This is a genomic window from Serratia sp. SCBI, from assembly GCF_000747565.1.
Taxonomy (GTDB): Bacteria; Pseudomonadota; Gammaproteobacteria; order Enterobacterales; family Enterobacteriaceae; genus Serratia; species Serratia ureilytica.
The window spans coordinates 4486832-4513384 of sequence record NZ_CP003424.1; the positions used below are offsets into that span (position 1 = coordinate 4486832).

A 26553-nucleotide genomic window follows, 5' to 3' on the forward strand; every position below is an offset into this window, starting at 1 on the left:
CCTTTCTGTTTCAGAGGCAGATAGCGATCAGCACGGCGATCAGCAGCAGCACGTAGATTTTGGCATGCAGCGCATCGCTCACCTTCGGCAAACAGCGCCTGGCAAACACGATCCCCGCAATCCCCGCCACCACCAGCAGCCCCAGAATGTTCAGATTGACGTAGCCCAGATACTGCGGCCCGCTCATCTCGCGCCATCCCAACACGATATACATCAGCGCCCCGATCACCGCCACCGGGATCGACAGCGGGTTGGCGGCGCTGACGCAATACTTCATGTCATAGCCATGGCGGCGCAGCAGCGGCACGGTCATCACGCTGCCGCCCACCCCCAGCAGCGTGGCGATGCCGCCGATCAGCGGCCCGCCGCCCCACAGCGTGGCAGGGGAAAGTTCAGCGCGCGCCGGTTTGGTCAGGAACCCCCGGCGGAACAGACAGTCAGCGATGGTCACCGCCATATAGGCCACGAACAGCACGCGGATCACACCGTCCGCCAGCAGCGAGGAGGCAAACGCGCCCAGCGCCGCGCCGATGCCGATGAAAAAGATCAGCGGCACGATGGTTTCCCGCAGCAGGTTGCCGCTGCGCCAGTTGGTCAGGGTGGCGTACCCCGCGTTGAGGATCATCACCGCCGTCGAGGTCGCCACCGCAATATGCATCGCCTGGCCGGGCTGCTCGCCTGAGGCGGAGATCAAATGGTAAACGAAAGGCACCACCACAAAGCCGCCGCCGAAGCCGAACAGAATGGTGGTGATGCCGGTCAGAAAACCGGCACCCAGAACGATTAACATTTCAATCATGGCCGTGCGCCCGCACGAAGTCGTCGAACCCGGCGCAGAACTGCCCCGCCAGCGGGTGGAAACGATCGCCGACGAACAGCCCCAGATACTGCTCGCGCACGGCGTCGTGATCCACCAGCTCAATGCCCGCCTGTTCCGCCTGCGCCAGCGTCTGCGCATCCGGGAAGCCCCAATAGCGCGAATCGCCCTGCTTTTCCGCCGCTATCGCTTCGCTCCGTTCCGCCCGCATCAGCTGGCGCGCCAGGAAGGTGCCGCTCTGCACGCCCAGCAACATCATGTTTTCCAGGAACGACAGGTCGTGGCGCAGCTCGGCGGGCAGGCGGGCGAGCACCGGGCCGGCATCCCAATGTTCGTCCATTTCATGCAGCGTCACCGCACAGTCCTTGTCACCGTTCATCATCGCGCGGAACAGCGTCATCACCCCGCGATAGCGCGGCAAGTCACCCGGATGCAGGTTCCACAGCAGCTTGCCGCGCCGGCTGAAGGCGCGCACATAGTCGGCGGAAAATTTCTGATAACAGCGCAAAGAAATCACCCCGTCCATATGACCCAGGCTGCTGATAAACGCGGCGTCATTGATGTCGAGAACGCGATGCGCTTTGACCCCGGCGGCGGCCAGGAACAGAGCCGGCGGCTGATAGGCGCCCTCACAGGCGGCGGCGTTGCGGCCAACGAACGGGAACACGAAATCGTTCAGCACCTCGCGCTCATACAGCCCCAGGCGGCGAACCGCCGGCTCCTGGGCGCGGCCGCCGCTTTTCGCCAGAGGGAAATACACCGTAAAAGCACACTCGCCTTTCAGGGCGGCGATCAGATCCTGACACACCAGCCAGGAGAAAATGTCGTTGCCGACAAAGAGCGCTACGTTTTTCATGCTTCAGCCTTCTTTGCGTTGAAAATAGGGTTGTTAAACACGATTTTGCTGATATCTCGCGTGATGGATTCCATCGCCGAGGTGTAAAAAAGGTCGCCCTTGGCGGGCGCGCCGAGCGAGTAGAGATGCTGCTCGCGGCCGCGGCGATCGGCGATTTTCAGCGTGTGCGGGTTGCACTTCACGCCGCCGAACAGGTTCTCCTGCACCACCCCGTCTTGCAGCAGTTGATGGCTCAGACGGTTGGGCGGCAGTTGATAAGAAGGCGTGGTGCAGTTGAACAGATACTGCGCATGCACCCGCGTCTCATGGCAACGAAGGATAAATCCGTCCGCCCCCTTGCTGATATCCGCCAGGCCACCGCAGGCGCGCAGGCGTTGGCTCTCCAACGCCGCCACGATCTTGTAGGCGTTCTTGATCGGCATGGCGTGCCGATTGCGCATCCAGGAGGAGTTGTAAAAGCGCATGAAGATCTGCCGGTTGTTGGCATCCATTTTGACCCAGGCGGCGCACACCGTCGGATGGATCGCCGCCAGGTAGCTGCAGATGTGCTCACGGGCAAAGCGCGCCCGGTCGAGGCTGTCCGCCAGATCGCGGTAGCAATCGCGCCTTTCCCCCAGCGCCGAGAGCACCGTCAATCGTTCCGGCCCCGGATAGTGACGCGCCAGCGCGGCGTTGATCGCATGCACCAACTGATGCGCATCAATAAAATCGTTACCGGCGACAAAGCGCCGCAGCCCCTCAACAAACGCCTCCGGCGGCGGACGCATCAACGCCGGTTGCACGCTGGGGAACAGGCCCGAACGCGACAGGGCGCAGATATCGGTGGCCCCCAGGCGCTCCATCAGTTCAACGATGGCGTCGATCGCCGTCAGGCTGCAGCCGATCACGCCGATGGTTGAGTAAGGGTTGATCGGCGGCAGATCCCGGTGGGCCTGATAAGCGATCACCCCGTCCACCGGATAGAGACATTCCGGCGGGTTATGCCCAGAACATAGCACCAGCGCATTCATCTGTTCGGCGGCGCCGCAGGCGGTGGTCAGCCGATAGCCTGCCTCGTGCGGCGCAATGGCATTCACTTCGGCGGTCACGAAATTCAGCGCCACGTTGCTGTCCGCCGCCATATACATCGTCATGTCGCGAATAAAATCGAGATATTCCCGATACAGCCAACGCGGCGGATAACGATCATGGCAAAACTGCGGGAAATGCATGGCGATCCAATCGACGAAGTGCGCATCGTCGAAAATATCCGCCGACATATTTTCCGGCGTCATATTTAATATATGGCTGTCAAAATCGCTGCTGTATGCCATACCGCCCTTGAAGCCCTGCTTGTCGAACACCGTCAGGGAAAGCGGCCTTTTGCAATGATTAACCGACTTATTTTTTATAAAGTTATACGCAAAAGAGATGCCCGCGGCTCCGCCGCCAATCACACCGAACTTATACATGAAATATCACCTTATAGTCATTGAACTGCGCTAAGAACTATTGCTTCAGGTGTTGGAATAAAATGACGATTTATTCCTTATTAACTTCTTGTATTGCGAGAACGAAAACCTTCTTCTCACCCCGGTGTGAAAACTTGCGCGGGCTTTATGGCCGATAAAATAACGGCGCCCCGGACAAGCGTTATTTTTCTGCCCCGATAGTAGGGCGACCGTCGCTGGCTTGCTTTATATGAAAGGCCAACTATCATTGCGTTTCGGCCAACCTGCCGCCAAAGGGGACACATGCGCAACGTCCGCATTGATGACATCGACCACGTAGCGCGCGCGGTGATCGCCATCGGCACCGATTATCCGCCGGGGCATTTGCTGCCGATGCACAGCCACCGGCGCGCGCAGTTGCTGTACGGCGCCACCGGCGTCATGCACGTTTTCACACAGCAAGGCAATTGGATCGTCCCGCCGCAGCACGCGGTGTGGCTGCCGCCGCAGATGCCGCACGCGGTGAGGATGGTCGGCGTCACTACCCGCAGTCTGTACCTCGAACCGGGCGCGTTGCCCGCCGAACAGCCTCAGGTTTGCCAGGTGGTTAGCGTCACCCCGCTGATGCGCCAACTGTTGATGGCGGCGGTGGACATGCCGCTGGAGTATGAGCGGGAGGGACGCGACGGGGCGCTGGCGACGTTGCTGCTGCACGAACTGGCCCGGCTGCAACCCTTGCCGTTGCACATCCCGCTGCCCGCCGATCCTCGGCTGGGCGAGCTGTGCCGCGCCTTTTTGCAGCACCCCGACGCCCACGACTCCGCGCAGCAATGGGCCCCTCGTCTGTACATGAGCATTCGCACCTTCAGCCGCTTCTTTCGCGCGCAGACCGGCCTGCCTTTTTCGCAATGGCGTCAGCGCGCCTGCGTGGTGCTGGCGTTGGCGCTACTGGCCGAAGGGCGCAGCGTGACGCAGGTGGCCATGGAGATGGGATATGACAGCAGCGCGGCGTTTTCAACCATGTTTCGCCGCGTGCTGGGGCAGGCGCCCTCCTCCTATCTGACGGAAGACGGGCGCGACGGTTGAAGGGTTAGCGGAATTTCTTGTGGTTGGCGTCGCGGGTCTGCTTGAAGCCCTGCGCCAGCTGCTTGGCTTCGGCGACTTTGCCCTGATTGGCCAGCGCCAGCGCCTGATCGATCTGGCCGATCAGGGTATCCAACCCGCTGCGGAAATCTTTCATCTCCGGGCTGTCGGCGGCTTTGCTCTCCAGTTTCGGCGGAGTGCCCTGCTTGGCATCCTGCGCGGCGGCGCGCATGTTCTGCAGGCTCTGTTTGAGGGTGGCGGCGGAGTCGGTATTCAGCACCGTTTTGTAGTTTTCCGCCAGGGTGTCCATATCGTCGCCCAGATCGGCGGCGGCCGCCAGCGAACTGGCCGCCAGCAGCGTCAACGCCGCCAGCGCTTTCAGGGTATTCTGCATGTTTGCTCACCTTCCAGTTATTGTTTTAGTTAACCCACCGCTACCATAGGCAAGGCCGGGCAAAATCGAAACCGGAGATTTGTAAGCAAGGTTGAGACGGGATAACGCGCGGCCGGCGGGCGCCGACCGCACAGAGGATCACTGGCCGGCGATCTTCATTTCCGGCAGCAGCACCGAACCGCACTGGATATTGCTGCGGGTTTCGATATCGCTGCCGACGCTGACGATGTTGCGCAGCATGTCTTTCAGGTTGCCGGCGATGGTGATCTCGCTGACCGGGTACTGGATCTCGCCATTTTCCACCCAAAAACCGGCGGCGCCGCGAGAATAATCGCCGGTGACGCCGCTGACGCCCTGGCCCATCAATTCGGTGACCACCAGGCCGGTGCCAAGCTGTTTCAGCATGCCGGCGAAGTCTGCGCCCTGCCCGGCAATGCGCCAGTTATGGATGCCGCCGGCATGGCCGGTGCTGTGCAGGCCCAGCTTGCGCGCCGAGTAGCTGGTCATCAGCCAGGTTTGCAGCACGCCATCCTTGACGATATCGCGCCGTTGGGTGCGCACGCCCTCGCTGTCGAACGGCGTTGACGCCAGCCCTTTCAGCAGATGGGGATGTTCCTCGACGGTCAGCCACGACGGCAGGATCTGCTTGCCGAGCGCGTCCAGCAGGAAAGTGGATTTGCGGTAGACGCTGCTGCCGCTGATGGCCCCCACCAGATGGCCGAACAGCCCGGTGGCCACTTCGGAGGCGAACAGCACCGGCGCCTTCATGGTCGACAGTTTACGCGGCGCGAGACGCGCCAGCGTGCGGCGGGCGCACTCCTGCCCCACCCACTCGGGGCTGTGCAGATCGCCCATCGCACGGCCGATGGTGTAAGCGTAATCCCGCTCCATGTCACCGTCCTGCTCCGCAATGACGCAGCTGGACAGCGAGTGACGGCTGGAACAGTAGCTTTGCAGCATGCCGTGGCTGTTGCCGAACACCTTGATGCCGTAGTGGCTGTTGAAGCTGCCGCCTTCGGTGTTGGTAATGCGTTTGTCCGCCGCCAGCGAAGCCTGCTCGGCGCGCGCCGCCAGCTCGATGCCGCGCTCGGCGTCCAGCTCGGTCGGGTGGAACAGATCGAGATCCGGCGCCTCAAACGCCAACAAATCTTTCTCCGCCGGGCCGGCGCAGGGATCTTCAGAGGTGTAACGCGCGATGTCCAGCGCCGCCTGTACGGTGCGGGCGATGGCATCCGGGCTGAGATCGGTGGAAGAGGCGCTGCCTTTGCGCTGACGGTGATACACGGTGATGCCCAGCGCGCCATCGCTATTGAACTCGACGTTTTCCACCTCGCCGAAGCGGGTGCTGACGCTGATGCCGGTCGATTTGGTGACCGCGACTTCCGCCGCGTCGGAACCGGCGCGTGCCAGCTCCAGAGCCTGAGAAACGGCCTGTTCCAGCGCCTTGCGCTGTTCTGCAACTTGAGTGACTACTTTCATCAATCTGCCATAATTAATCAGAAAATCGTTGAGAAAAGTGCCGGAGCGGCGTAGTTGTGCACGCGGGGCGGCGCGCAAAAATCCTGAGATCTCTGCCGTTGAGTCTAACAGGAACCGCGTTGAATTTCGCATAAAGCCGAACGGTAAGGCCGGGATAAAATACAAAACTCGCGCGTCACTCGACGATAAGTTTTACCGACTTGCCGATATTCGCCATCATGTTGACCAACGCATCCAACGTAAATTTCTCGGTTTTCTGGTTCACCACGTCGGACACGCGTGGCCGGGAAGTGTGCAGATAACGCGCCGCCTCTTCCTGGCGATAGCCTTCTTCCTCAATCCACGCGCTGATCTCTCCCATCAGCTGTTTTTTTAGTGCGATAAGCTGCGCAATCTCCGCATTGGACTGTGCTTGCAATTGCCGAGCCTCATCGGCGGAAAACCCCAAATCCGCAAACACATTGCCGCCTGCTGGCGTAATGTGGCGCGAACCGGTATCAATCGGCTTGGTCATGACCTTTACTCCGCTCATTAATGACCGCGTCATAACGCGCTTTGATTATCTGAATATCGTGGCGGCTGGTTTTCTCCGCCTTCTTTTGAAAGCTGTGCAGAACGTAGATCGCTTCGCTAAACTTTGCCACATAGACCACCCTGAACGCTCCGCCGATGGCATATAAACGGATTTCGATAACGCCACTTCCACAACTGGTCATCGTTTTCCAATTACCGGGCTCCAAACCTCTTTGCACTTTACTCAGTTCAAATCCTGCCGCTTTTCGCGCATCTATTGGAAAGGCCAACAAATCCTCTAACGATGAACCGCGCCAATCAATGGCTTTCTCGATGCCATCATCCATGAATACCACCTCCTTTTGTATAAAATTTTATACAAATATGATGATAAAAACAACAGCATGAATTCAGAGGACAGGAACCTAGACATGATAATGCCCCAGCGCGGCAGCTATACTCAGTTTGCTCAGGGCACGCAATTGGCGGGTTGCCGGACAACCTGTTAGGATTAGCCTCTTTTTAACGGAGCCTACCATGAACAAACAGCCTGAAGACTGGCTCGACGATGTCCCGGAGAATGAAAACGAGGACGATGACGAGATTATCTGGGTCAGTAAAAGTGAAATTAAACGTGATGCCGAAGCGCTGAAAGACCTGGGGGCCGAAATGGTCGATCTGGGCAAAAACGCGCTGGATCGCATTCCGTTGGACGAAGATTTGCGCGCCGCCATCGAGCTGGCGCAGAAGATCAAGAAAGAAGGCCGTCGCCGTCAGCTGCAGCTGATCGGCAAGATGCTGCGCGCCCGCGATATCGAGCCGATCCAGACCGCGCTCGACAAGCTGAAAAACCGCCACAACCAACAGGTTTCGCTGTTCCATAAGCTGGAAGCGCTGCGCGACCGCCTGGTGGAAGAAGGCGATGACGTCATTCCGTCGATCCTGGATCTGTATCCGGCCGCCGATCGTCAACAGCTGCGTTCACTGGTGCGCAATGCGCAGAAAGAGAAGGCCGCCAACAAGCCGCCTAAGGCTTACCGCCAGATCTTCCAATACCTGCGCGAGCTGGCCGAAGCGGCTGACTAAACGCCGCCGCCATCCCGGGATGAACCCGTTTCATCCCCGGTGATGCGCCGGTTCGCCGCTGCTTTCGCGGATATTGAAACGCAGGCTGCCTTCCAGCTCTTCTTCCGCTTCTTCAAACAGCAGAATGATCGCGCCAAAACGACGTTTACTGCGGGCATTGAGGTGGGTGAACTCGATTTCCACCGGCAGACCGATATCGCCGGTCACCACGTCCCACAGCGCGTCGAGGTTGGCGCCAAACCCCTCGTCCAGCGCAAACTTATGCGCGAAATCGCGGTAGAAGGCCGGCACATCCTGGATCTGCTCAAAATCAAACTCTACTTTTGCCATCAAACTCACTCCACACGAATGAAGTTTTTGTAATGGTCACGCGAGACGAAGATCAGACCGTCGCTCGAATACAGCAGGCGATCGGCGCCGCGCCGGCCACACTGGTAATTGATGTCCGCTTCACGCCAGACCCGGCCGCCGGCGCTCGGCAGTTGCCCTTCACGGTTAGAAAATCGATCGCCGCCAATCGCCTTGCCCGGCAATACCGAACAGAGGTTGCCTGAGCGCGGGTCCCAGCCCTGCTCGCGCGCCTGCTTCTTGGTGATGTAATAATCCGGCAGCCGCTGATGCTGCTGCAGGTAACTCACCACCGTTTGCTGCTGCGTGAGCCGATCGATGCTCTGTTGCTGCCCCGCCGGCGCTTGCACCACCGCCGCATTGCCGCCGATCGCACGGTGCTCGTTGCCGCGCAACGCGCTGAAGACGGCGATGACCACGGCGATGACAATCGCCAACAGAATCCGCTTGTTCATGACATTCCCTGAAATTATGCCGCCGGAGGCGCCGCAGCTCCCCCAGGCTAGTTAGGTATATAGTCGAGCTGGATGAAACTAAGATGACCGACACATTGCGTTTTCGCGGCAGTGAGGGTTTCATCCATTCATGTCAATGATGCCACTTTCCAGCCGTTCTGGCACTCGGAGTCTCTCTGAAAACGAGCCGCCTGCTCTGAGACGGCCCGCCGAACAACGACTGCTTACAGTATAGTCAGGGAAGGCGCCGCACAGCGCGGCGCAACAGGAGGGAACGCATCAATCGATCAAGGCGTGGCGGTAGCGGTGCAACATGTCGGCCAGGCGTTTCACCGGCCCGGTGACGCTGAGCGGCGCCTGATTGTCGACCAGCTTCTGCTGGTACTCGTTCATTTCGCCCAGCAAGCGATCGTAGTAATAGGCGCGCTTGACGTCGTTCTTGGCGGAGACCACCCGATCGGCGGTGCTGCGGATCTGGCGGTGGAAGGCCGACAGCTCTTCGCTGGCCGGAATTTCCGCTCGCTGCATGCGCTGGTGGGCGATGATCAGGTTCAGCGCCAGACGATACTTGGCGATGTCGTTCGGGAACATCATCAGCAGCTGATTAAGCTGCTGATACAGCGCAGGCAGGTGGTTTTGCCGACGGCGCGCCGCCTTGGTGGTCAGCGCCGACACCGCGCTGCTGACGAACTGGTTGAGCAACGTGCGGCCGGTGCGTTCGCGCGAATTATCGCGGATCAGCAGCAGCACCATCAGCCCGACGCAGCTGCCGAGGAACTGGCCCAGCGCCCCGTCGAGAAACTGGGTCACGTTGAACTCCATCGGGTTGCTCAGCACCAGAATGTTGATGGTCCCCGCCAACAGCCCCAGCGAACCGAGCCGCCGCTTCTGCACCTCGATGCCGATGAAAAACGCCAGCAGGCCAAGGCTGAGACACAGCAGCAAAATGCTCTGCTGGGTCGCCGGCAGGATCACCATGAAGAACAGAGAACCGACCGGGATTGCCGCCAGCATGCCCAGCACGAAATCCATCGCCACCATGCGCGGCGCCGGGGTGCGCATCGCCAGCGAGGTGATCACCGCAATGATCACCATAAAACCGCTGCCGGACGTCCAGCCGGTCCACAGCCACAGCAGGCAGCCGAAGGCCGTCGCCACAAAGGTGCGCAGGCCGTTGATCATCGCGTGATGCCCTTCCGCCGAGGTCGGCTTGACCACGGTTTCGTTGCTCAAGACGCCCTCTTCCACCGCGCTGATGCTGCAGTTGGTGTGCACGCCTTTCGACAGCAGCAGGTAGCGCGTCGCCGCGCCGACCCAGCCGGTGATGGTCGGCAGCGTTTCCTCGGAGCGATGCGTGGTCAGCACCTGACGCAACAGCTTTATGCGCTTGTGGATCTCCTGCGGGGTCTCCGCCGGAACCATCAGCTGTTCCCGCAAACTTTCTTTCAGCGCCTGCGGGTGATTCAACAAGATCAGATAGGTTTCACAGGCCTGGGTGATCAGCGTCAGCGACAGGGTATGCAGCGCTTTCACCCGTCGGTTGACCTTCTGCCAGCGCGAGGATTCCATCATCAGGTTGTTGCGCATGCCGTCCAGCGCCGTGGTGCTCTTCACCAGATTGCTCCAGGCGCGGTCGATGTCCTCTTTATCGGCATGGCTGATGCACATCTGCATCAGGCGGTATTGATCCACCAGCAGCTTATCCACCGCCCGATCGATGTCCTGCTTGATCGAACGCGGCGAAAACAGCAGATCGGCCAACACGGCGCTGACGATCCCCAGCACGATCTCGCTGCAACGCTCGATGGCGAACTGCGGCGCTTCCAGCAGGTGGGCCTCGCTGGTGGCGACCGTCACGATGATGATCAGCGCGGTATAGCCGGCCAGCCCCCAGGCGTAGGAGTTCTCCACCTTGATAAGCGAAGAGAGCCAGGTGCAGAAACCGGCCCACATGCAGCACAGCATCAGCATCACTACCGGCGCGCGGGCGGTGGTGATGATGATGAGCAGGCCGACGAAGCAGCCGATAAAGGTGCCGATGATGCGCAGCCAGCCGCGATGACGAATGGCGCCGGAGAAAGGTTCACCGCCGGCGGCAAAGGCTGGGCCGGCGGCGACGATGGCGGCGGTCATCGCCGACCAGCGCGGGGTTTCCAGATTGAGATGGAAGCCGACGAACAGCGCAAACACAATCGCGAAGCTGAGTTTGAAGGCAAATCTCAGCCGGATAAAGGTTGGGCTGCTCATTAGCCGAACTCACGCAGCCGGTGCATCAGGCGCACAAAAGGCGAGCCGCTGTCGGCATTGCGATCGTTCTTGCCGACGATCACCACGGTGGCGGTGGTGCCGGCCGGGTACGGATGCTGTTGGTCCTTGGCGTCCAGCAGGATCTTCACCGGCACGCGCTGCGCCAGGCGCACCCACTCCAGGTTGCTGTCGATCGAAGCCAACCCTTTGTTGTTCACCGTGCTGCTGCTGTTGTTCACCGCCGCCGCCACGCTATCGACGGTGCCGTGCATGATGCGGTTGCTGCCGAGCGGGGTAATCTCCGCGCGATCGCCCTTATTCAGGCCGTTCAGCTTGGTCTCTTCCAGGTACGCCAGGATGTAGAAGGAATCTTTCTTCACCAGCGCCACCGCGACCGACCCGCGGGTGATGTATTCACCGGCGTGTACGTTGAGGTTGGTGATCCAGCCATCGGCCGGGGCGCGCACCGTGGTGCGCTCCAGATCCAACTGCGCCAGCTCGCGAGCCGCAATGGCCTTCGCCAGCTGGTGCTGCACGGTCTGCAGCGAGTTGTTCGACTGGTCAATCTCTTCCTGCGACATCGCCTGCACGCCCAACTTCACGCGGCGGCCGGCCTCACGCCGTTTTTCCGCCGCCAGCGTCTGATAGTAGGCGACGTCGGCGCCGGCTTCCGCCAAGGCCTGCTCATAACGCGGCCGATCGACCACGAACAGCACCTGGCCTTTCTTGACCAGTTGGTTGTCCACTACCGGCACGTCGGTCAGCAGGCCGCTGACGTCCGGCGCGATCGCCACCACGTCAGCGGTGAACTTGGCGTCACGCGTCCACGGCGACTCGGTGTAGAACACCCAGGCCTTGAATACCGCGGCAATGCCCAGCAGCACAAGAATCAAAGTGATCGCGATTCGGGTTATTTTTATCGAAAAATTTTTCACAGCGACCTCAAACAAAAAGACACGAAATCAGATAAAACAAGCAGCAATACAGCGCGGTATTAAACAGCGCCGGATGCCAGACAAAATCGTAAATCCCCGTCGGCTGCAGCAGGCGGCGCAAGAGAAAAAACAGCGCCAGCGACACCAGCAGCTCGAAAAACACCGGCGGAAACGACAGTCCGAAGATGACCATAACCGGAAGCAAACTCATCACTTTTTCCTTATTGTTCACTGCGCCGGGGAAAGACAGGTCTCGCCATTCACATTCTCTTTACATTTTAGCGTGCGCGCGCCACAAATCTTGACCAGGCAGCTTGTCCAGGTCACGAACCCGAAAAAAGGTTAAACTTTGGGGCAGACATCCACGACAGGGATTGCGAGGGTGCCGGAGGAGCGGCAGGATGACGTCGCCGCTCGCTCTCGCACGTTGGTGAGGTCTATTCACCCGACCACGTTATATTAGCCTGCTTACTATCAAGGCATCAACAATCTGTGATCTAAATCACTTTTAAGCCAGAGTGAATAATGGAAAGATTAAAACGCATGTCGGTATTCGCCAAAGTGGTTGAGTTCGGGTCGTTTACCGCGGCCGCGCGTCAACTCGACATGAGCGTTTCATCGATCAGCCAAACCGTCTCGAAACTGGAAAATGAGCTGCAGGTCAAGCTGTTGAACCGCAGCACGCGCAGCATCGGCCTGACCGAGGCCGGCAAGATTTACTATCAGGGCTGCCGACGCATGCTGCAGGAAGTCAGCGAAGTGCATGAGCAGCTGTACGCGTTTAACAATACGCCCGCCGGCACGCTGCGCATCGGCAGCTCGTCCACCATGGCGCAAAACGTGCTGGCGAACATGACCGCCGAGATGATGAAAGAGTATCCGGGCCTGACGGTCAACCTGGTGACCGGCATACCGGCGCCGGATCTCATCACCGACGGGCTGGATCTGGTGATCCGCACCGGCGCGCTGCAAGACTCGAGTCTGTTCTCGCGCCGCCTGGGGCAGATGCCGATGGTGGTGTGCGCCGCCAAAAGCTACCTGAGCCAGCACGGCACGCCGCAGAAGCCGAGCGACATGGTCAACTTTTCCTGGCTGGAGTACAGCGTGCGGCCCGACAGCGAATTCGAACTGATGTCGCCGGAAGGCATCACCACGCGCATTTCCCCGCAGGGGCGCTTCGTCACCAACGACTCCTCCACCATGATCCGTTGGCTGAAAAACGGCGCCGGCATCGCCTACGCCCCGCTGATGTGGGTGATCGAAGAGATCAAACGCGGCGAGATCGAGATCCTGTTCAAAAGCTACCATTCTGATCCGCGGCCGATCTACGCGCTCTATACCGAGAAGGACAAACTGCCGCTGAAGGTACAGGTGTGCATCAACTATTTAACCGACTATTTCGAACGCGTAGCGGCGGTCTATCAGGGCTATCGCTGAGCAGCGCTTAAATAGCGGCGCGCCAGCGCGGCCAGCAGCATCAGCGCCAACATGCCGATGCCCCACAGCAGCCAGACGGCGTAGCCCGCCCAGGCCAGCAACAGAGGAAAATAGCTCGCCAGCCCGCTGCCCAGCTGTTTCAGCCACGGCAGCCAGGCGTCCAACACCGTCTGCGGCACCAGGCTCAGCGCACCGTTCACCGGCAACGTTGCGTTCCCGGCCGCCTCCGCCAACGTCGGCAGCCAGGTCAGCAGGCCGGATACGCCCCAGGCCAGCAACGTCCACAGCGCCATGGCGCCGAGCAGCAGCGCGACCGTCCAGCCGCCCCGATTCACGGCACACCGCCGCCGCACTGCGGACAAAAGCGGCTGCCCGGCGGCAACGGCGCGGCGCACTGTCCGCAGGTGGCGCTCACCGCGGCAAACGGCTGGCCGCAGCGGTGACAATAACGCGCGCCCGGCTTATTCACGGCCTGGCATTCCTGGCACTGCGGCCCCTGTTCGCCATGCTGGCTATAGCGGTTGCCATGGTGGCCACCGCCGTGGCCCGCGCGCCGATGACCGCCGTTAATACCGCCTTGCCCCAACAACCTTTTCAGTAAGCTCATCCCGCCTCTCCTCTGTGCATTAACGCTGAAGCTCACTGTAAACCCTGGAGTAAACTCCAGGGTAAAGCCCGGCGGTGAGGATTTACGTTTCATTACATCGTAATAATGGCAAGGCTTTGATGCCGTTAACAAAAGCATCATCGGCATTATCCCACGCCGCTGCGCTGCGTTATGCTGCGGGCACCTCTCCCTGCATCAGGAATAACCATGAAAAAAATCATACTGGACTGTGACCCGGGGCATGACGACGCCATCGCCCTGCATCAGGAATAACCATGAAAAAAATCATACTGGACTGTGACCCGGGGCATGACGACGCCATCGCCCTGCTGCTAGCCTGGGGCAATCCGCAGATCGACCTGCTGGCGGTCACCACCGTGGTGGGTAACCAAACGCTGGACAAAGTGACGCGCAACGCCCTGGCGGTGGCGCGCATCGCCAACATCACCGGCGTGCCCTTCGCCGCCGGCTGCCCGCGCCCGCTGGTGCGCGATATCGAAGTGGCGCCCGACATTCACGGCGACTCCGGGCTCGATGGCCCGGTGCTGCCGGAACCCAACCTGCAGCTGGACTCGCGCCACGCGGTTGACCTGATCATTGAGACCGTGATGGCTCACCCGCCCGGCAGCGTGACGCTGGTGCCGACCGGCGGCCTGACCAATATCGCCATGGCGGTGCGTAAAGAGCCGCGCATTGCCGAGCGGGTCAAAGAAGTGGTGCTGATGGGCGGCGGCTATCATGTGGGCAACTGGAGCGCGGTGGCGGAGTTCAATATCAAAATCGATCCCGAGGCGGCGCACATCGTGTTCAATGAAAAATGGCCGCTGACCATGGTCGGGCTGGATCTCACCCACCAGGCGCTGGCCACGCCGGCAGTCTGCGAACGTATCGCCGCCCTCGGCACCCGGCCGGCCACCTTCGTCGGCGAACTGCTGGCATTCTTTGGCCGTATGTACCAACAGGCGCAGGGCTTCAGCGCCCCGCCGGTGCACGATCCTTGCGCAGTGGCCTATGTGATCGATCCGAGCGTTATGTCGGTGCGCAAAGTGCCGGTGGATATCGAGCTGACCGGCACCCTGACGTTGGGCATGACGGTCGCGGACTTCCGCGCGCCGCCGCCGCCGGACTGCCACACCCAGGTCGCGGTCAAACTGGATCAGGATAAATTCTGGGATCTGGTGGTGGATGCGCTGGAGCGGATCGGCGACGTGGAGTAAGCGCACAAGAGACGAGATTAACGCGCTTGGGCAGGCGCGTTAGTCCGTATTCTGCCGCGGCAACGGGAGGCTCAAGTCATAACCGCTTTTATTTCCAATGCAGCAGAACAATCCTAATAATAAATTATTTCATGAAAATTTAAAAAAATAGATAAAGACAGGAAGAATCTTAATAAAATTAAAGCCATGAAAATCACATTGAATTTAAAAACCAGCAATGGGAAACGATGAAGTAAATCTCCGCCCTCACGCCGCCACTGACGGCATCAATTAAACAAGCAGATACCTCTTTTATTCTTAACACTGCCTGCCAATATAGACCATTGCCGGGATGCCCCTCGATATCCACACACGCGACAACCACAGACAAAACATTGATTTAAATTAATAAAAATAATATTAAGATTAAAAATTGACTGAATCACAATAGATTTGAGAAAATAGCGCGTCTGTTTTTGCAAACAACAAAAATGCCTTTTGCGAGTGAAAAATACGGCTTAACCTTTCTTTGGGCAAACAGCCTCGCGCATTCTCAGGGCAAACATTATTTATCGCTTTACCATAAAGACGGTTTAAATTTCCCGTGAGACATTTTCGATTTCAACATTACACGCATTTCAACACCAGGATAAAGGATAGGGAATAAAAACATGCATTTAATAAACGCTATCAGGCCTTGGCAGGTTAACCATGGCCGATAAATCTCCCGCTAACGCAGCGACCATCGCCGTGCTGCCCCTGCTGCTGATCTGGATGGCGGCGGTCCTGCCGATTTATTACCCCAACATGGGCGGCGACGGTCTGGCGCTGCCGCAAAACATTCTGGCCTGGGGCGTCATGGCGCTCACTACGCTGATCGTGACGTTTACCGTTTGCCTGGGTCGCATCCGCCTTTCGCTCACGCCCACCGCGCGCCTGTTGCTGCTCGGCATCGCCGTGCTGGCGCTGCCGTTGCTGTATACCCGCCCCGAATGGCGCGAAGACGCCCTGTGGCGCTGCGCCGGTTTGCTCGGCGGTTGGTTGTTCTATGTCGCCTGCCTGCAGCTGCGCGTCACCGCACGGCAGCGCGAGCTGCTGCTGTTCGGCCTGTTGTTTGCCGTCGGCATTCAGGCGTTGTTGGCGGCTTTACAGCTGTTCGCCCCCGCGCTGGCCTGGGTATCCCCTAACGGCGGCCGGGTCTACGGCGTCTTTCAGCAGCCGAACGTGCTGGGCAGCTTTATCGCCACCGGGCTGGCTTTGGCGCTCTGGCTGCTGCTGGCTCCCTTCTCTGCGCCGACACGGCGGCAAATCCCGCTGCTCGCGCTGCTGGCCGCTTTCTCCGCCCTGCTGGTGCTGATCCAGTCGCGCGCCGCCTGGTTGGGGGCCGCATTGGCGGCGGCGCTGCTGCTGTGGCGCTTTGCCCGCCAACGCCCGGCCGCAAGCCGCTGGGCCGGCGGCGCGCTGCTGCTGGGCGCCGCGATCGGTCTGACGGTGCTGTTCACCGGTTTTGGTCTGGATGGCCGCGCTGGCCTGATCGGACGGGAGCTTTCCAACAGCGCGCGCCTGACCATGCTGCACGACGTCGGCGCCATGATCCTGGCCAAGCCGCTGCTGGGCTGGGGCTACGGCGGCTTTGAATACAGCTTCGCGCACTTCCGCCTGCAGACAATGCCCTGGAGAGAAGTGCTGGAAGTCGCCGGGCATCCGCACAATGAAATCCTGCTGTGGTGGGTCGAGGGCGGCCTGACGGCGCTGGCGGGTATCGCTATCGTCCTTGCCGCCGGCGTACGGCTGCTGAAAAGCGCCTGGCAACGGGATCGAGAACAGCAGAACGGTGCGCGCGTCGGCCTGTTCCTGGTGCTGCTGCCGATGCTGATACACACTCAGCTGGAATACCCTTTCTATCTGTCTGCGCCGCACTGGCTGGCGTTTCTGCTGCTGCTGGCGCTGCTGGACGGCCAAACCGGCGAGCCCCGCCCGCTGCCGTTCGCCAAAGCCCTGAGCCTGCCGGTGGCGCTTGCAGCGCTCGGCGTGCTGGTGATGGCGGCCTTCGCCTGGCAAGGGCGCATGGCGCTCACTCAGTCGGAGCGCACTATGCTGGCCAACATCGACAGCATCGAGCAGATGCCGCCGCCGGCCGCCTGGATCTACCGGGAGCGCAAAGCCTTCGATGAGCAATCTCACGCGCTGCTGGTCTATAACCAAACGCGCGATGATGCCCTGTTGACCGGCTATCGGCAGTGGGCCAATGCCTATCTGCAGCGCCGCATCGACGCCAACGTCTACGCCACGCTGATCATGATCTTGCGCTATCAGGGGGATCAGGCACAAGCCGATGCTCGCCAGCGGGAAGCCGCTTTTCTGTTTGCTCGGGATGCGCGGTTCAGGTAGGGACAACGAGGTGAGAGCGATGCTTCGCCGCTCTCACCTGCGTCATTTTATGTCGCAAAATTAACGCGGCAAAATCGCGCACTCTTTATCCAGCAGCGATTCTACCGAAGCGCGGTTGCCGACGTCCCAGCCGCGCTTCGAGGCCAGCAAAATAAACCCCCGTTGGCCGCCAAACGTGGTGGGCACTAACGCCACGCCATATTCCGCCAGCTGCGGCGGCGACAGATGGAAATAATCTGCCAGATCCTTAATCGGGTAAACGCCCATCGCGGTTGGCTGCATCACGCGGCGCGCGTAGTAGGTGTGGCGCAACAGCTTATCCGGCAAGGGCCGCCATTGTTCCTGTATGTAGGGACGTTCCGCCTGCAATTGGCGCCGCACGTCCTCACGCAGACAGGTCAGGTGAATGTGCAATTGGTTTTGGCTGCGGCCATATGCGGAGTTGATCGCCATGCCCAACATATCATCCGGCACCGGCCCGCCATATTCGGCGGCCAGCCGATAACGCATCAGCCAGGCATAGCCAAAATAGTCCGTCCGTTCCCCGGCCAGCAACTGCGGGCTTTCAATGCCGGAGAGCGGCGCCGTCGGAACCAGAATAAAATGATAGGGGTAACGCGGGTTTTGCAGCACGCTGAAGCCCAGGGCCTTCCCCTGCGGCATATAAATCTGCTCACAGGGCGCCGGATCGCGCTTTTGCTGATAATTGGCCATGCAAAGCTTATCGACTACGCCCCACAGCGCATCGGAGCGGGCGCAGCCCGTCAGGGACAGGACGCCCAGCGCCAGCAGCCAACGCCGGGCGGGTATAGCCAGACGCGTCATCATCGTATTGCTCTGTTTTTTCGCCACGTCAATTTTATTCCATTATATCGTGCAGGCTACGGCGTCCTGCCGCGCTTAGCGTTACGAATGCGAGAAAGGCAGCAAAATGGAGCATGATTGAGGGGCCAACGCGTGGCCCCTGGAGGAAAAATTACGCCGTGCCGCCGACGGTGAGCGTGTCCAGTTTCAGCGTCGGTTGGCCGACGCCCACCGGCACGCTCTGGCCTTCTTTGCCGCACACGCCCACGCCTTTATCGAGCGCCAGATCGTTGCCGACCATCGAGATCTGCTGCATCGCCTCGATGCCGGAGCCGATCAGCGTCGCCCCCTTCACCGGTTTAGTGATGCGGCCCTTCTCGATCAGATAGGCTTCGGTGGTAGAGAACACGAACTTGCCGGAGGTGATATCCACCTGGCCGCCGCCAAAGTTCGGCGCGTACAGGCCGTATTCAACGCTGGCGATGATCTCTTCCGGCGTCGATTTACCCGCCAGCATGTAGGTGTTGGTCATGCGCGGCATCGGCAGATGCGCGTAGGACTCGCGGCGGCCGTTGCCGGTCGGCGCGACGCCCATCAGGCGCGCGTTGAGCTTGTCCTGCATGTAGCCTTTCAGCACGCCGTTTTCGATCAGCACGTTGTACTGGCCCGGCACGCCTTCGTCGTCGATCGCCAGCGAACCGCGGCGCCCTTGCAGGGTGCCGTCGTCCACCACGGTACACAGCTCAGACGCCACCAGCTCGCCCATATGGCCGCTGAACACCGAGGTGCCGCGCCGGTTGAAGTCGCCTTCCAGGCCATGGCCCACCGCTTCGTGCAGCAGCACGCCCGGCCAGCCGGCGCCCAACACCACCGGCATATTGCCGGCCGGCGCCGCTACCGCGCCGAGGTTGACCAGCGCCATGCGCACCGCTTCTTTGGCGTAGGCATCGGCACGCACGTCGCCGTCGACGGTTTCCAGGAAGTAGTCATAGCCGAAACGGCCGCCGCCGCCGCTGGAGCCGCGCTCACGCTTGCCGTCCTGCTCCACCAACACGCTGACGGAAAGGCGCACCAGCGGGCGAACGTCCGCCGCCAGCGTGCCGTCGGTGGCGGCCACCAACACCTGCTCGTAAACGCCGGTGATGCTGGCGTTCACTTCCTGCACCCGCGCATCGGCGGCGCGCGCCACCTTGTCGACGCGGTGCAACAGGGCGATTTTCTCTTCGCGCGGCAGGCTTTGCAGCGGATCGAGCAGCGGGTACAGCGCTCGATAACCGATTTCGCCCAGGGTATGCGCCCGCCCGTCGCCCTGCTCGCGCACGATGCTGCGCGCCGCCTGGGCACTCTGCTGCAGCGCATTCAGAGTGATCTGATCGGCATAGGCGAACCCGGTCTTCTCACCGCTGACGGCGCGCACGCCGACGCCTTGGTCGATATTGTAAGAGCCATCCTTGATGATGCCGTCCTCGATCACCCAGGCTTCGTGATAGCTGGACTGAAAATAGAGATCGGCGTAGTCGATACGGCGTTCTGCCAGTTGACCCAGTACCGAGTACAGGTCTTGATGACTCAGCTTGTTGGTAGCGAGTAACTGCTCACTGACAAACGTCAGACTCATAATGGTTTCACTCTTGATTGGAGGATAACTTGTCAGACGGCGCCGTCAGCGACGTCTGGAATCGGTTGTGCTGCAGCACCGGCATCTGCGCACGAATATTTTTCAGGCTTGCGGCGTCCACGCGCACCTTCAGTGCCGCCACGGCGTCCGGGTTCTCGGCAAGTACCTTGCCCCAGCCGTCGACGGCCAGCGTGTGGCCCCAGGTGCGACGGGTCGGCCCGTGGCGCCCCACCTGGGCCGGCGCCAGGATCATGCACTGGTTCTCGATCGCTCGGGCGCGCAGCAGGATTTCCCAATGCGCCTCGCCGGTTACCCGCGTAAAGGCCGCCGGCACCGAAATCAGTTCGGCGCCCTGCGCCCGCAGCGCCTGGAACAGCGCGGGGAAGCGCAGATCGTAGCATATGGTCATGCCCAAACGCCCGACCGGCGTATCCACCACCGTCAGGTGCTGCCCATGCTGGTAGGTATCCGACTCGCGGTAATGGCCGTGCGCGTCGTTGATGTCCACATCGAACATGTGCAGCTTGTCGTAGCGGGCGCGGATCTCGCCCTGCTCGTCGAACAACAGGCTGCTGGTGGTGATAAGCTCCGGGTTCTCACGGCTGACGAGCGGCATCGAGCCCACCAGCAACCACACGCCATAGCGGCGCGCCAGTTCGCGCACCGCATTCTGCAGCGGGCCATCGCCCTGTTTTTCCGCCTGTTGGCGGTAGGCTGCGGAGTTGGCGAACAGCAGCGCGTTCTCCGGCGTCATGACCAGTTTTACCCCGGCATTGAGCTGCTTAATCTGCTGTTCAATCTGGGCCAGGTTATCGCGCACCTGATCGCCACTGCACAACTGCAACAACGCAACGTTAGCATTCCTCATGACGCCTTATCCTCCTTTGACTTACGCTGTACCTCATTGATCTTCGGCTGGTCGAGATCGCCGCCGATATGGTAGCGAATCAGCGAAATCTTGCTCCACAGCGGCCCCAGCACCTGCGAGGCGGCAAACACCGCCGCGCCGACGATCGGGTTAACGACAAACGCCGTGGCCACGCCGACGGTCGCTGAAATCGCCGGCGCCACCACCGCTTCCATATCGATGCGGCGGCGCGCCAAATCGATCTGGCCGCTCATAGCGATATCCGCCGCCAAGCCGTCGATCAATAGATTATCAGTATGCATTATGCCATCTTTCAGCCAGGCGGTACTGCGGATGGAATCAAAGTAGAAGCCTTTGCCGAAGGTATCGCTGAAGTCGAACTGCAGCTTGCGCAGCAAGGCGTCGAAGCTGACCAGCCGCAGCAGCTGACCGGCGCGGCCGCCGCCCATGCTGTCGATCTCGCCCTTGCCCATTTTGACCTGCAACGCGCCGCTCAGCGTATCGACCCGCGGCTGCCACGGCGTGCCATGCCAGTACAGATCGAAATCCACGTCGTAAGGCGCCCCTTTGAGCGGAATGGTGATGCCGAAGAAGGCGGCGGTTTCATCAATCTTGCCGCCGAGCAGCTTGCCTTTCAGCGAGCTGCGCTCTTCCTGCGCGTTTTGTTTCCACAGGCCGGTGGCGGTCATGCGCCCTTGGCCGGTATCAACCAGGCCGTGATCCAGCGTCAGAGTATCGCCCCGATTAGTCAGATCCGCCTCGACCTTGCCGAGGTTCTGCCCCAGCACCCAACACGACTTGCAGCGCAACATCAGCGAAGGCCAGTCGCGGAAGGAAACTTTTTCGGTCGACGGCGGTGGCGTGCCCGCCGCGTTTTTCGTCTCTGCGAACTGCGGGTTGTAATACAGATAATTGATATCGGCGCGCCACGGCCCGCGATCGGCCACCCGCAGGCTACCGTCCACTTCGTCGCTCTTGGCGCTCACGAGGGTAGCGCCAAGCTGTTTCTCGGCCGACAGCGTCAGCTTATGCCAGGCCTGGCCGCCCAACAGCAACTGCGGCGTGGTCAGCGCCACGGTGGTGGGGAAGCTGAAACCTCCCACCTGGCCGCTGCCGCCGCCCTGTTTCAGCGCCGGCGCGAGCAGCGCCAGCCACTGCTCACCGTCCAACGCCGGCAGATTCAGCGTCATCGACTTGCCGGCCGGCAGCGGCGGCGTGCCGCCCCCGTTGGTTTGCCAAGCGGCGCGCGCCAGATTCACCTGTTTTTTTATCGAAGTTCCATTCACTGTTGAAACGGTTCTGTTTGCCCGCGCTACCGGTCAACATGAAGCCGTTCAAACCGCCTTTGACCTTGACGTTCACCGGCAGCGCCTCTCCTGGCGCCTTGTCCAGCGGCGAAGGTAAGTGACTGCTCACTTTCTTCAAATCCGCGTCGAGACCGATATCGTAGCTGGCCGAACCTTGGTGCGGCAGCGTGATGGCCACCTGGCTCTGCCAGGGCGCGCTGCCGCTGAGCGCATCGGCGGCCTCTTTCGGCAGGCCGGGGAACTTGCCCGGCTGCCAGTCTCCTTTCAGACCAACGTTGACCTTGTAGTCACGCTCGCCTTCCTGCGTAGTGAAGTTGACCGCCACCGGTTGCCCGAACCAGTTGGCCGACAGGGTGTCGCTCTCCAGATTGCCGTTGTTGAAACGGAATTTGCCGCTGAGCTTCTGCAGCTCGCTTTCCAGCGGTTTTATCAGCAACGAATTATTGTTCAGCGCCACTTCACCGGTGGCTTTGACCTGCTCGCCGTCCAGCGGGATATCCAGATGTAAGCGCCCACTGACATCGCCGCCAATTTGCAGCTGCTCCAGCGCCGCCCCCAGCGAATCGTGCAACGGCGTCTGCATAAAGTAGTCATGCACATCGCTGCCCGCGCCTGCGACTTCGGCGTCGATCAGCAATCGCTCTTTCAGGTAATCCGGGATCACCGCGCTGATATTTTTACCCGCCACCTTGCCCAACCGGGTTTGCGGCGCATGCATCCACAGCCCCTCGTTGGCGAAATCGAGATCGATCGCCAAATCGGTCAGCGCCGGCCAGCCCGGTTGGAACTGGAAGGTGGCATGGCGCAGCGGTACGAAGACTTCGAACTGTCCTTCGTTTTTGCGATACGGGAAGTGCTGCGGATCGCCGGAATAAATCAGCGTGGCGTTATCTACCTGGCCGCCCTGAATGGCGCCGCTCAGGTAGTCCACCAAATGCTTGCCCATCAACGGTTCCGGGAAATAGCGCCAGGCGTCGGCGCCGTCATACAGGCGGATGCCCGCCAGGATGTTCAGCCACGGATCGCCCTTGGCCGGCTGCTGATAACGGAAATCGCCGTTGACCCACAGCGACTTCGCCTTGACGTCCAGCCCCTGGCTCGCCAGTTCCCAGCCCTGATCGTTGTAACGCCAGGTCAGCGCGCCACGCGCGCTGCTGATTTCAAGCGGCGCGCGGAACATGTCGCCGTAAGGCAGAGTGCTGTCGGTGAGCCCCAGCGTCAGGCGGCCGTTCTCCACCCCGCCGCTCAACGCCCCGGAGAAGTGGTTAACGCCCGGCAGCAGTTCCCAACGCTGCCAGCTGACATCGCGCCACAGCGCCTGGAAACGGCTCTTTTCCGGCTGCTTGAGCGGAATGTCCAGCGCCAGCGCTTCCAATTGCCCCTGCGGCTGCAGATCGTTCCAGCGGTCGAGCACGTCCGGGCTGAGGAAGGAGAAGGTCGGCAACAGCGCCGACAGACGCTCCAGCTGAATATCAGTCGCGCGCACACGCAGTTCTTCATTCTGCGCCGGCCCCATGAATTCAGTGTTTTCCGGCAGCCACAGCGCGGAAAGCCCGCCCTGCGGCCAGGCCTGGCCGTCGGTGCTCAACCGCAGTTGCGGCACGTCGAGCTGCCAACCGGTGCCCTGGCGGCGCAGCGACAGCGCCAGATTATCCACGTCCAGCCGGTGCTGCGCGGCGCCGGTGTCCCAGTTGGCCGCCCCCTGCTTGAGCAACGCATTGCCGCCGGCGATCTGGCCGTTCTGCACCTGCAGCCAGGCCGCCAGGCTGAAGTCGGCGCTTTCCAGCCCGGTGTTGGCGCGCAGCCAGCGGGTAAACCAGGGTTTCATGTCGATGTTATCGGCCTGCAGGTAGACCGTGCCGGTATCCAGCAGGCCCTGATTATCGCGCAGGTCCATGCGCAGCTGCACCACGCCGTGTTGGCCGTTCAGCGTCGACAGGCTGATCTGCCCCTCGGCGCGGTGGCGATCGCGGCCGTTGAGCCAGGTCAGTTGGGGAATGTCAAATTCGGCGCGCGCGCCGGCGGGCGTCAGGAACGAGATACGGCTGTCGCGCAGATCGAAATGATCGAGCTGGCGCAGCATCAGATCGCTGATTTTGCCCGGCTCAAGGCCTTCGCCCTGCTGGTCGCCGCCCAGCGTGGCGTTCAAGTCGAGGCGGAATTGGTAGAAGGTCAGATCGCGGAACTGCCAGCGCCAGTGCAGCAGCGACTGCCACACGTCCAACGCCAGCGTCACGCGCTCGATATGCACATCGCTTTTGGGCAGCGTAGCGCTCAGGTTGCGCATTTCAAGCTGCGGGCCGAACGTTTCCCAGCTGCCCTGCACGAAATCCATCCGCACGGGCACGCCGGACAGCTTCTCCACCTGCGCCAGCAGTTGGGGGCGGTAGTCGTTCAGCTTCGGCAGCATCAGGCGCAGCCCGCTGATCAGCAGCGCCACAATCACAATTAGGGTGGCGCCTGTTGCTAACAGAATCCCAGGCAGTCGCCTCACGCAGTTCTCCTTGCTCCGCTGCCTGGCAACGGGAATATCTATGCACTGACGGGCCCGGCGTGCCGGGCCCCTACCGATGTCGGGCGGGCTACATCATGACGACGTCGAACTGCTCCTGGCTGTACAACGGTTCGATCTGCACCTTCACCTGTTTGCCGACGAAGATCTCCACTTCGGCCAGCGCGTGCGACTCTTCGCTCTTCAGCGCTTCGCCGACCGCCGCGGAGGCGTACACCAGGAAGCGATCGGAATCGTAGGCGTGATGCACGCGCACAATTTCGCGCAGGATCTCGTAGCACACGGTTTCCACCGTTTTCACGGTGCCGCGCCCATTGCAAGTAGGACAATCGTGACAGAGCACATGTTCAATGCTTTCACGCGTTCGTTTACGCGTCATTTCAACTAAGCCTAGCTGAGAGAAGCCGTTGATCGTGGTTTTTACCCGATCTTTACTCAACGCCTGCTCCAGCGAGTGCAGCACCCGGCGGCGATGCTCTTCGTTGTTCATATCGATGAAGTCGATAATGATGATGCCGCCCAGGTTGCGCAGCCGCAGCTGGCGGGCAATGGCCTGCGTCGCCTCGATGTTGGTATTGAAGATGGTTTCATCGAGGTTGCGGTGGCCGACGAAGGCGCCGGTGTTGATGTCGACGGTGGTCATCGCCTCGGTCTGATCGATGATCAGATAGCCGCCGGACTTCAGCTCCACCTTGCGCTCCAGCGCGCGCTGGATCTCGTTTTCCACATCGTACAGATCGAAAATCGGTTGGCTGCCGGTATACAGCTCCAGCTTGCGGGTGATGTCCGGGATATACTCGCCGGTAAACTCCACCAGCAGATCGTGCGTCAACCGCGAATCGACGCGAATGCGATCCAGCGCCGCGCCGGCGAAGTCGCGCAGGATGCGCTGCGCCAGCGCCAGCTCGCCGTACAGCTTGTATTTGGTCTGGTTGCGCTTCTTGCGCTCCATCACCTTGGTCCACAGGCGTTTGAGGAACGCCGCGTCCTGCGCCAGCTCCTCCTCGCCGATGCCCTCCGCCGCGGTGCGGATGATAAAACCGCCCAGCTCGTCGCAGTGCGGCGCAACGATGGACTTCAGGCGTTCACGCTCGGCTTCGCTTTCAATACGCTGCGACACACCGACGTGCGCCGCGCCCGGCATGAAGACCAGATAGCGCGAAGGCAGCGTAATGTCGGTAGTCAGACGCGCGCCCTTGGTGCCGAGCGGATCTTTCACCACCTGCACCATCAGGTCTTGCCCCTGGCGCACCAGCTCGGCGATGTCGCGCACGTGGAAGTTTTTCCGCTCGTCGCCGGCGACGCATTCGGTATGCGGCATGATGTCGGAGGCGTGCAGGAAGGCGGCCTTGTCCAGGCCGATGTCGACGAACGCCGCCTGCATCCCCGGCAGGACGCGGCTGACGCGCCCTTTATAGATATTGCCGACGATGCCGCGTTTTGATTCGCGTTCGATATGAATCTCTTGCAGAATGCCGCCATCGATATAGGCGACCCGCGTTTCAGACGGTGTGATATTAACCAGTAGCTCAGCTGTCATGCCTTCTCCTCAGAGCCGGTCGATAATGGCAGCGCCCATCAACCGGTTCTTACATCACGTAATGCGACAAAATTACTGAGCAGCTCATGTGTTTCGACCAGTGGCAGACCGACCACCGCGTGATAACTCCCGGTTATCGTTCTGACGAAACAACCACCCTTTCCTTGAATGCCGTAGGCGCCCGCTTTATCCATCGGTTCGCCCGTAGCAATATAGTCGCGGATATCCTGTTGCGACAGGCTGCGGAACGTCACGTCGGTCACCACCAGCTGGCAACGCACGTCTTGGCGATCGGCGATCGCCACCGCCGTCATCACCTGATGCTGTTTGCCCGACAGGGCCGCCAGCATCTGTGCCGCATGGGCTTCGTCGCGCGGCTTCTCCAGCACCCGGCCGTTGAGCACCACGATGGTGTCGGCGCCCAGCACCGGCCGATCTTCCTGCGCCAGCGCCACGCCCGCTTTGGCCTTGTCCTGCGCCAGGCGGCGCACATAGGCTTCTGCGGCTTCGCCTTCCCGGCGCTGCTCTTCGGTATGCGTCAACAGGATGTCGAACGATACGCCCAGCAGGGTCAGCAGTTCACGTCGACGTGGGGAGCCGGAGGCCAGATAAAGCGAAGTCATTGAGATA

General features: G+C 60.8%; 24 protein-coding genes and 1 pseudogene. 5 read left to right on the top strand and 20 right to left on the bottom strand.

Features of this window, described 5'->3' with window-relative positions; all coding sequences use genetic code 11:
- Positions 1-10 precede the first annotated feature (10 nt).
- From SERRSCBI_RS20960 to SERRSCBI_RS20970, 3 genes are read right to left on the bottom strand one after another with little or no spacing between them, the layout of a single operon-like run.
- Entirely contained in the window at positions 11-799 is a 789-nt protein-coding gene (locus tag SERRSCBI_RS20960) for a sulfite exporter TauE/SafE family protein (protein WP_033644477.1), read from the bottom strand.
- Complete coding sequence (locus SERRSCBI_RS20965; RefSeq protein WP_033644476.1) at positions 792-1673, bottom strand: formyltransferase family protein; 882 nt, start codon at positions 1671-1673, stop codon at positions 792-794. Before SERRSCBI_RS20965 ends, SERRSCBI_RS20960 begins: the two co-directional genes overlap by 8 nt.
- On the bottom strand, positions 1670-3124 hold the full coding sequence (locus tag SERRSCBI_RS20970) for an FAD/NAD(P)-binding protein (RefSeq protein WP_033651245.1): 1455 nt from the start codon (positions 3122-3124) through the stop codon (positions 1670-1672). The genes SERRSCBI_RS20965 and SERRSCBI_RS20970 overlap by 4 nt, the downstream gene beginning before the upstream one ends.
- Before the next feature lie 282 nt (positions 3125-3406).
- Here SERRSCBI_RS20970 and SERRSCBI_RS20975 point away from each other — a divergent pair, with 282 nt between their 5' ends.
- Positions 3407-4189 (top strand): helix-turn-helix domain-containing protein, encoded by a 783-nt coding sequence (locus tag SERRSCBI_RS20975; RefSeq protein WP_033644472.1) that lies wholly within the window; start codon positions 3407-3409, stop codon positions 4187-4189.
- Between the two features lie 4 nt (positions 4190-4193).
- On the opposite strand, the gene cybC is transcribed toward SERRSCBI_RS20975, so the two are convergent.
- The 4 genes from cybC to SERRSCBI_RS20995 all read right to left on the bottom strand — a co-directional run bounded on the left by cybC (position 4194) and on the right by SERRSCBI_RS20995 (position 6919).
- Positions 4194-4580, bottom strand: coding sequence for a cytochrome b562 (cybC, locus tag SERRSCBI_RS20980; protein WP_033644470.1), 387 nt, complete (start codon positions 4578-4580; stop codon positions 4194-4196).
- Positions 4581-4718: 138 nt separating this feature from the next.
- On the bottom strand, positions 4719-6059 hold the full coding sequence (gene pmbA / locus SERRSCBI_RS20985) for a metalloprotease PmbA (protein WP_042785444.1): 1341 nt from the start codon (positions 6057-6059) through the stop codon (positions 4719-4721).
- 175 nt (positions 6060-6234) lie between these two features.
- A complete protein-coding gene (locus SERRSCBI_RS20990) occupies positions 6235-6573 on the bottom strand; it encodes a helix-turn-helix domain-containing protein (RefSeq protein ID WP_033651243.1) in 339 nt (112 codons plus the stop codon).
- Positions 6557-6919, bottom strand: a complete 363-nt coding sequence (locus SERRSCBI_RS20995; RefSeq protein WP_033651242.1) for a type II toxin-antitoxin system RelE/ParE family toxin — start codon at positions 6917-6919, stop codon at positions 6557-6559. The genes SERRSCBI_RS20990 and SERRSCBI_RS20995 overlap by 17 nt, the downstream gene beginning before the upstream one ends.
- Before the next feature lie 190 nt (positions 6920-7109).
- On the opposite strand from SERRSCBI_RS20995, the gene yjgA reads away from it, so the two are divergent.
- Positions 7110-7658 carry a ribosome biogenesis factor YjgA gene (yjgA, locus tag SERRSCBI_RS21000; protein WP_004936968.1) on the top strand — a complete coding sequence of 183 codons (549 nt, stop codon included), beginning with the start codon at positions 7110-7112 and terminating at the stop codon, positions 7656-7658.
- Between the two features lie 30 nt (positions 7659-7688).
- Here the strand turns inward: yjgA and SERRSCBI_RS21005 are convergent, their stop codons facing one another.
- From SERRSCBI_RS21005 to aaeX, 5 genes are all read right to left on the bottom strand, one after another.
- The gene (locus SERRSCBI_RS21005; RefSeq protein WP_033644909.1) at positions 7689-7988 is read right to left on the bottom strand and encodes a barstar family protein; all 300 of its coding nucleotides are present in this window, start codon (positions 7986-7988) and stop codon (positions 7689-7691) included.
- A 5-nt stretch (positions 7989-7993) separates the two neighbouring features.
- On the bottom strand, positions 7994-8461 hold the full coding sequence (locus SERRSCBI_RS21010) for a ribonuclease (protein WP_033644465.1): 468 nt from the start codon (positions 8459-8461) through the stop codon (positions 7994-7996).
- Between the two features lie 279 nt (positions 8462-8740).
- A complete protein-coding gene (gene aaeB, locus SERRSCBI_RS21015) occupies positions 8741-10708 on the bottom strand; it encodes a p-hydroxybenzoic acid efflux pump subunit AaeB (RefSeq protein WP_042785445.1) in 1968 nt (655 codons plus the stop codon).
- On the bottom strand, positions 10708-11643 hold the full coding sequence (gene aaeA, locus SERRSCBI_RS21020; RefSeq protein WP_033644462.1) for a p-hydroxybenzoic acid efflux pump subunit AaeA: 936 nt from the start codon (positions 11641-11643) through the stop codon (positions 10708-10710). Before aaeA ends, aaeB begins: the two co-directional genes overlap by 1 nt.
- Before the next feature lie 7 nt (positions 11644-11650).
- Entirely contained in the window at positions 11651-11854 is a 204-nt protein-coding gene (gene aaeX / locus SERRSCBI_RS21025; RefSeq protein WP_004936952.1) for a p-hydroxybenzoic acid efflux pump operon protein AaeX, read from the bottom strand.
- 314 nt (positions 11855-12168) lie between these two features.
- On the opposite strand from aaeX, the gene aaeR reads away from it, so the two are divergent.
- Positions 12169-13080: an HTH-type transcriptional activator AaeR gene (aaeR, locus tag SERRSCBI_RS21030; RefSeq protein ID WP_004936950.1), complete on the top strand. Its 912-nt coding sequence runs from the start codon at positions 12169-12171 to the stop codon at positions 13078-13080.
- On the opposite strand, the gene SERRSCBI_RS21035 is transcribed toward aaeR, so the two are convergent.
- Both SERRSCBI_RS21035 and SERRSCBI_RS21040 read right to left on the bottom strand, forming a co-directional pair.
- Positions 13071-13415, bottom strand: a complete 345-nt coding sequence (locus SERRSCBI_RS21035; protein WP_042785446.1) for a hypothetical protein — start codon at positions 13413-13415, stop codon at positions 13071-13073. The genes aaeR and SERRSCBI_RS21035 overlap by 10 nt on opposite strands.
- Positions 13412-13687, bottom strand: coding sequence for a zinc ribbon domain-containing protein (locus tag SERRSCBI_RS21040; RefSeq protein ID WP_042785447.1), 276 nt, complete (start codon positions 13685-13687; stop codon positions 13412-13414). Before SERRSCBI_RS21040 ends, SERRSCBI_RS21035 begins: the two co-directional genes overlap by 4 nt.
- Positions 13688-13962: 275 nt before the next feature.
- Here SERRSCBI_RS21040 and SERRSCBI_RS21045 point away from each other — a divergent pair, with 275 nt between their 5' ends.
- Both SERRSCBI_RS21045 and SERRSCBI_RS21050 read left to right on the top strand, forming a co-directional pair.
- Positions 13963-14904: a nucleoside hydrolase gene (locus tag SERRSCBI_RS21045; RefSeq protein WP_042785449.1), complete on the top strand. Its 942-nt coding sequence runs from the start codon at positions 13963-13965 to the stop codon at positions 14902-14904.
- Between the two features lie 690 nt (positions 14905-15594).
- Complete coding sequence (locus SERRSCBI_RS21050; RefSeq protein WP_042785450.1) at positions 15595-17274, top strand: PglL family O-oligosaccharyltransferase; 1680 nt, start codon at positions 15595-15597, stop codon at positions 17272-17274.
- A gap of 60 nt (positions 17275-17334) precedes the next feature.
- On the opposite strand, the gene SERRSCBI_RS21055 is transcribed toward SERRSCBI_RS21050, so the two are convergent.
- The 6 genes and pseudogenes from SERRSCBI_RS21055 to SERRSCBI_RS21080 all read right to left on the bottom strand — a co-directional run bounded on the left by SERRSCBI_RS21055 (position 17335) and on the right by SERRSCBI_RS21080 (position 26546).
- Positions 17335-18099 carry a CDP-diacylglycerol diphosphatase gene (locus SERRSCBI_RS21055; RefSeq protein WP_042785797.1) on the bottom strand — a complete coding sequence of 255 codons (765 nt, stop codon included), beginning with the start codon at positions 18097-18099 and terminating at the stop codon, positions 17335-17337.
- Positions 18100-18250: 151 nt separating this feature from the next.
- On the bottom strand, positions 18251-19696 hold the full coding sequence (gene tldD / locus SERRSCBI_RS21060) for a metalloprotease TldD (RefSeq protein WP_033644456.1): 1446 nt from the start codon (positions 19694-19696) through the stop codon (positions 18251-18253).
- A 7-nt stretch (positions 19697-19703) separates the two neighbouring features.
- Entirely contained in the window at positions 19704-20564 is an 861-nt protein-coding gene (gene nit1 / locus SERRSCBI_RS21065; protein ID WP_033644455.1) for a deaminated glutathione amidase, read from the bottom strand.
- Positions 20561-24365 (bottom strand): annotated as a pseudogene (yhdP, locus tag SERRSCBI_RS21070) (AsmA2 domain-containing protein YhdP). Before yhdP ends, nit1 begins: the two are co-directional and overlap by 4 nt.
- Positions 24366-24453: 88 nt before the next feature.
- Entirely contained in the window at positions 24454-25923 is a 1470-nt protein-coding gene (gene rng, locus SERRSCBI_RS21075) for a ribonuclease G (RefSeq protein ID WP_019453170.1), read from the bottom strand.
- 38 nt (positions 25924-25961) lie between these two features.
- Complete coding sequence (locus SERRSCBI_RS21080; RefSeq protein ID WP_033644452.1) at positions 25962-26546, bottom strand: nucleoside triphosphate pyrophosphatase; 585 nt, start codon at positions 26544-26546, stop codon at positions 25962-25964.
- Between the last annotated feature and the right edge of the window lie 7 nt (positions 26547-26553).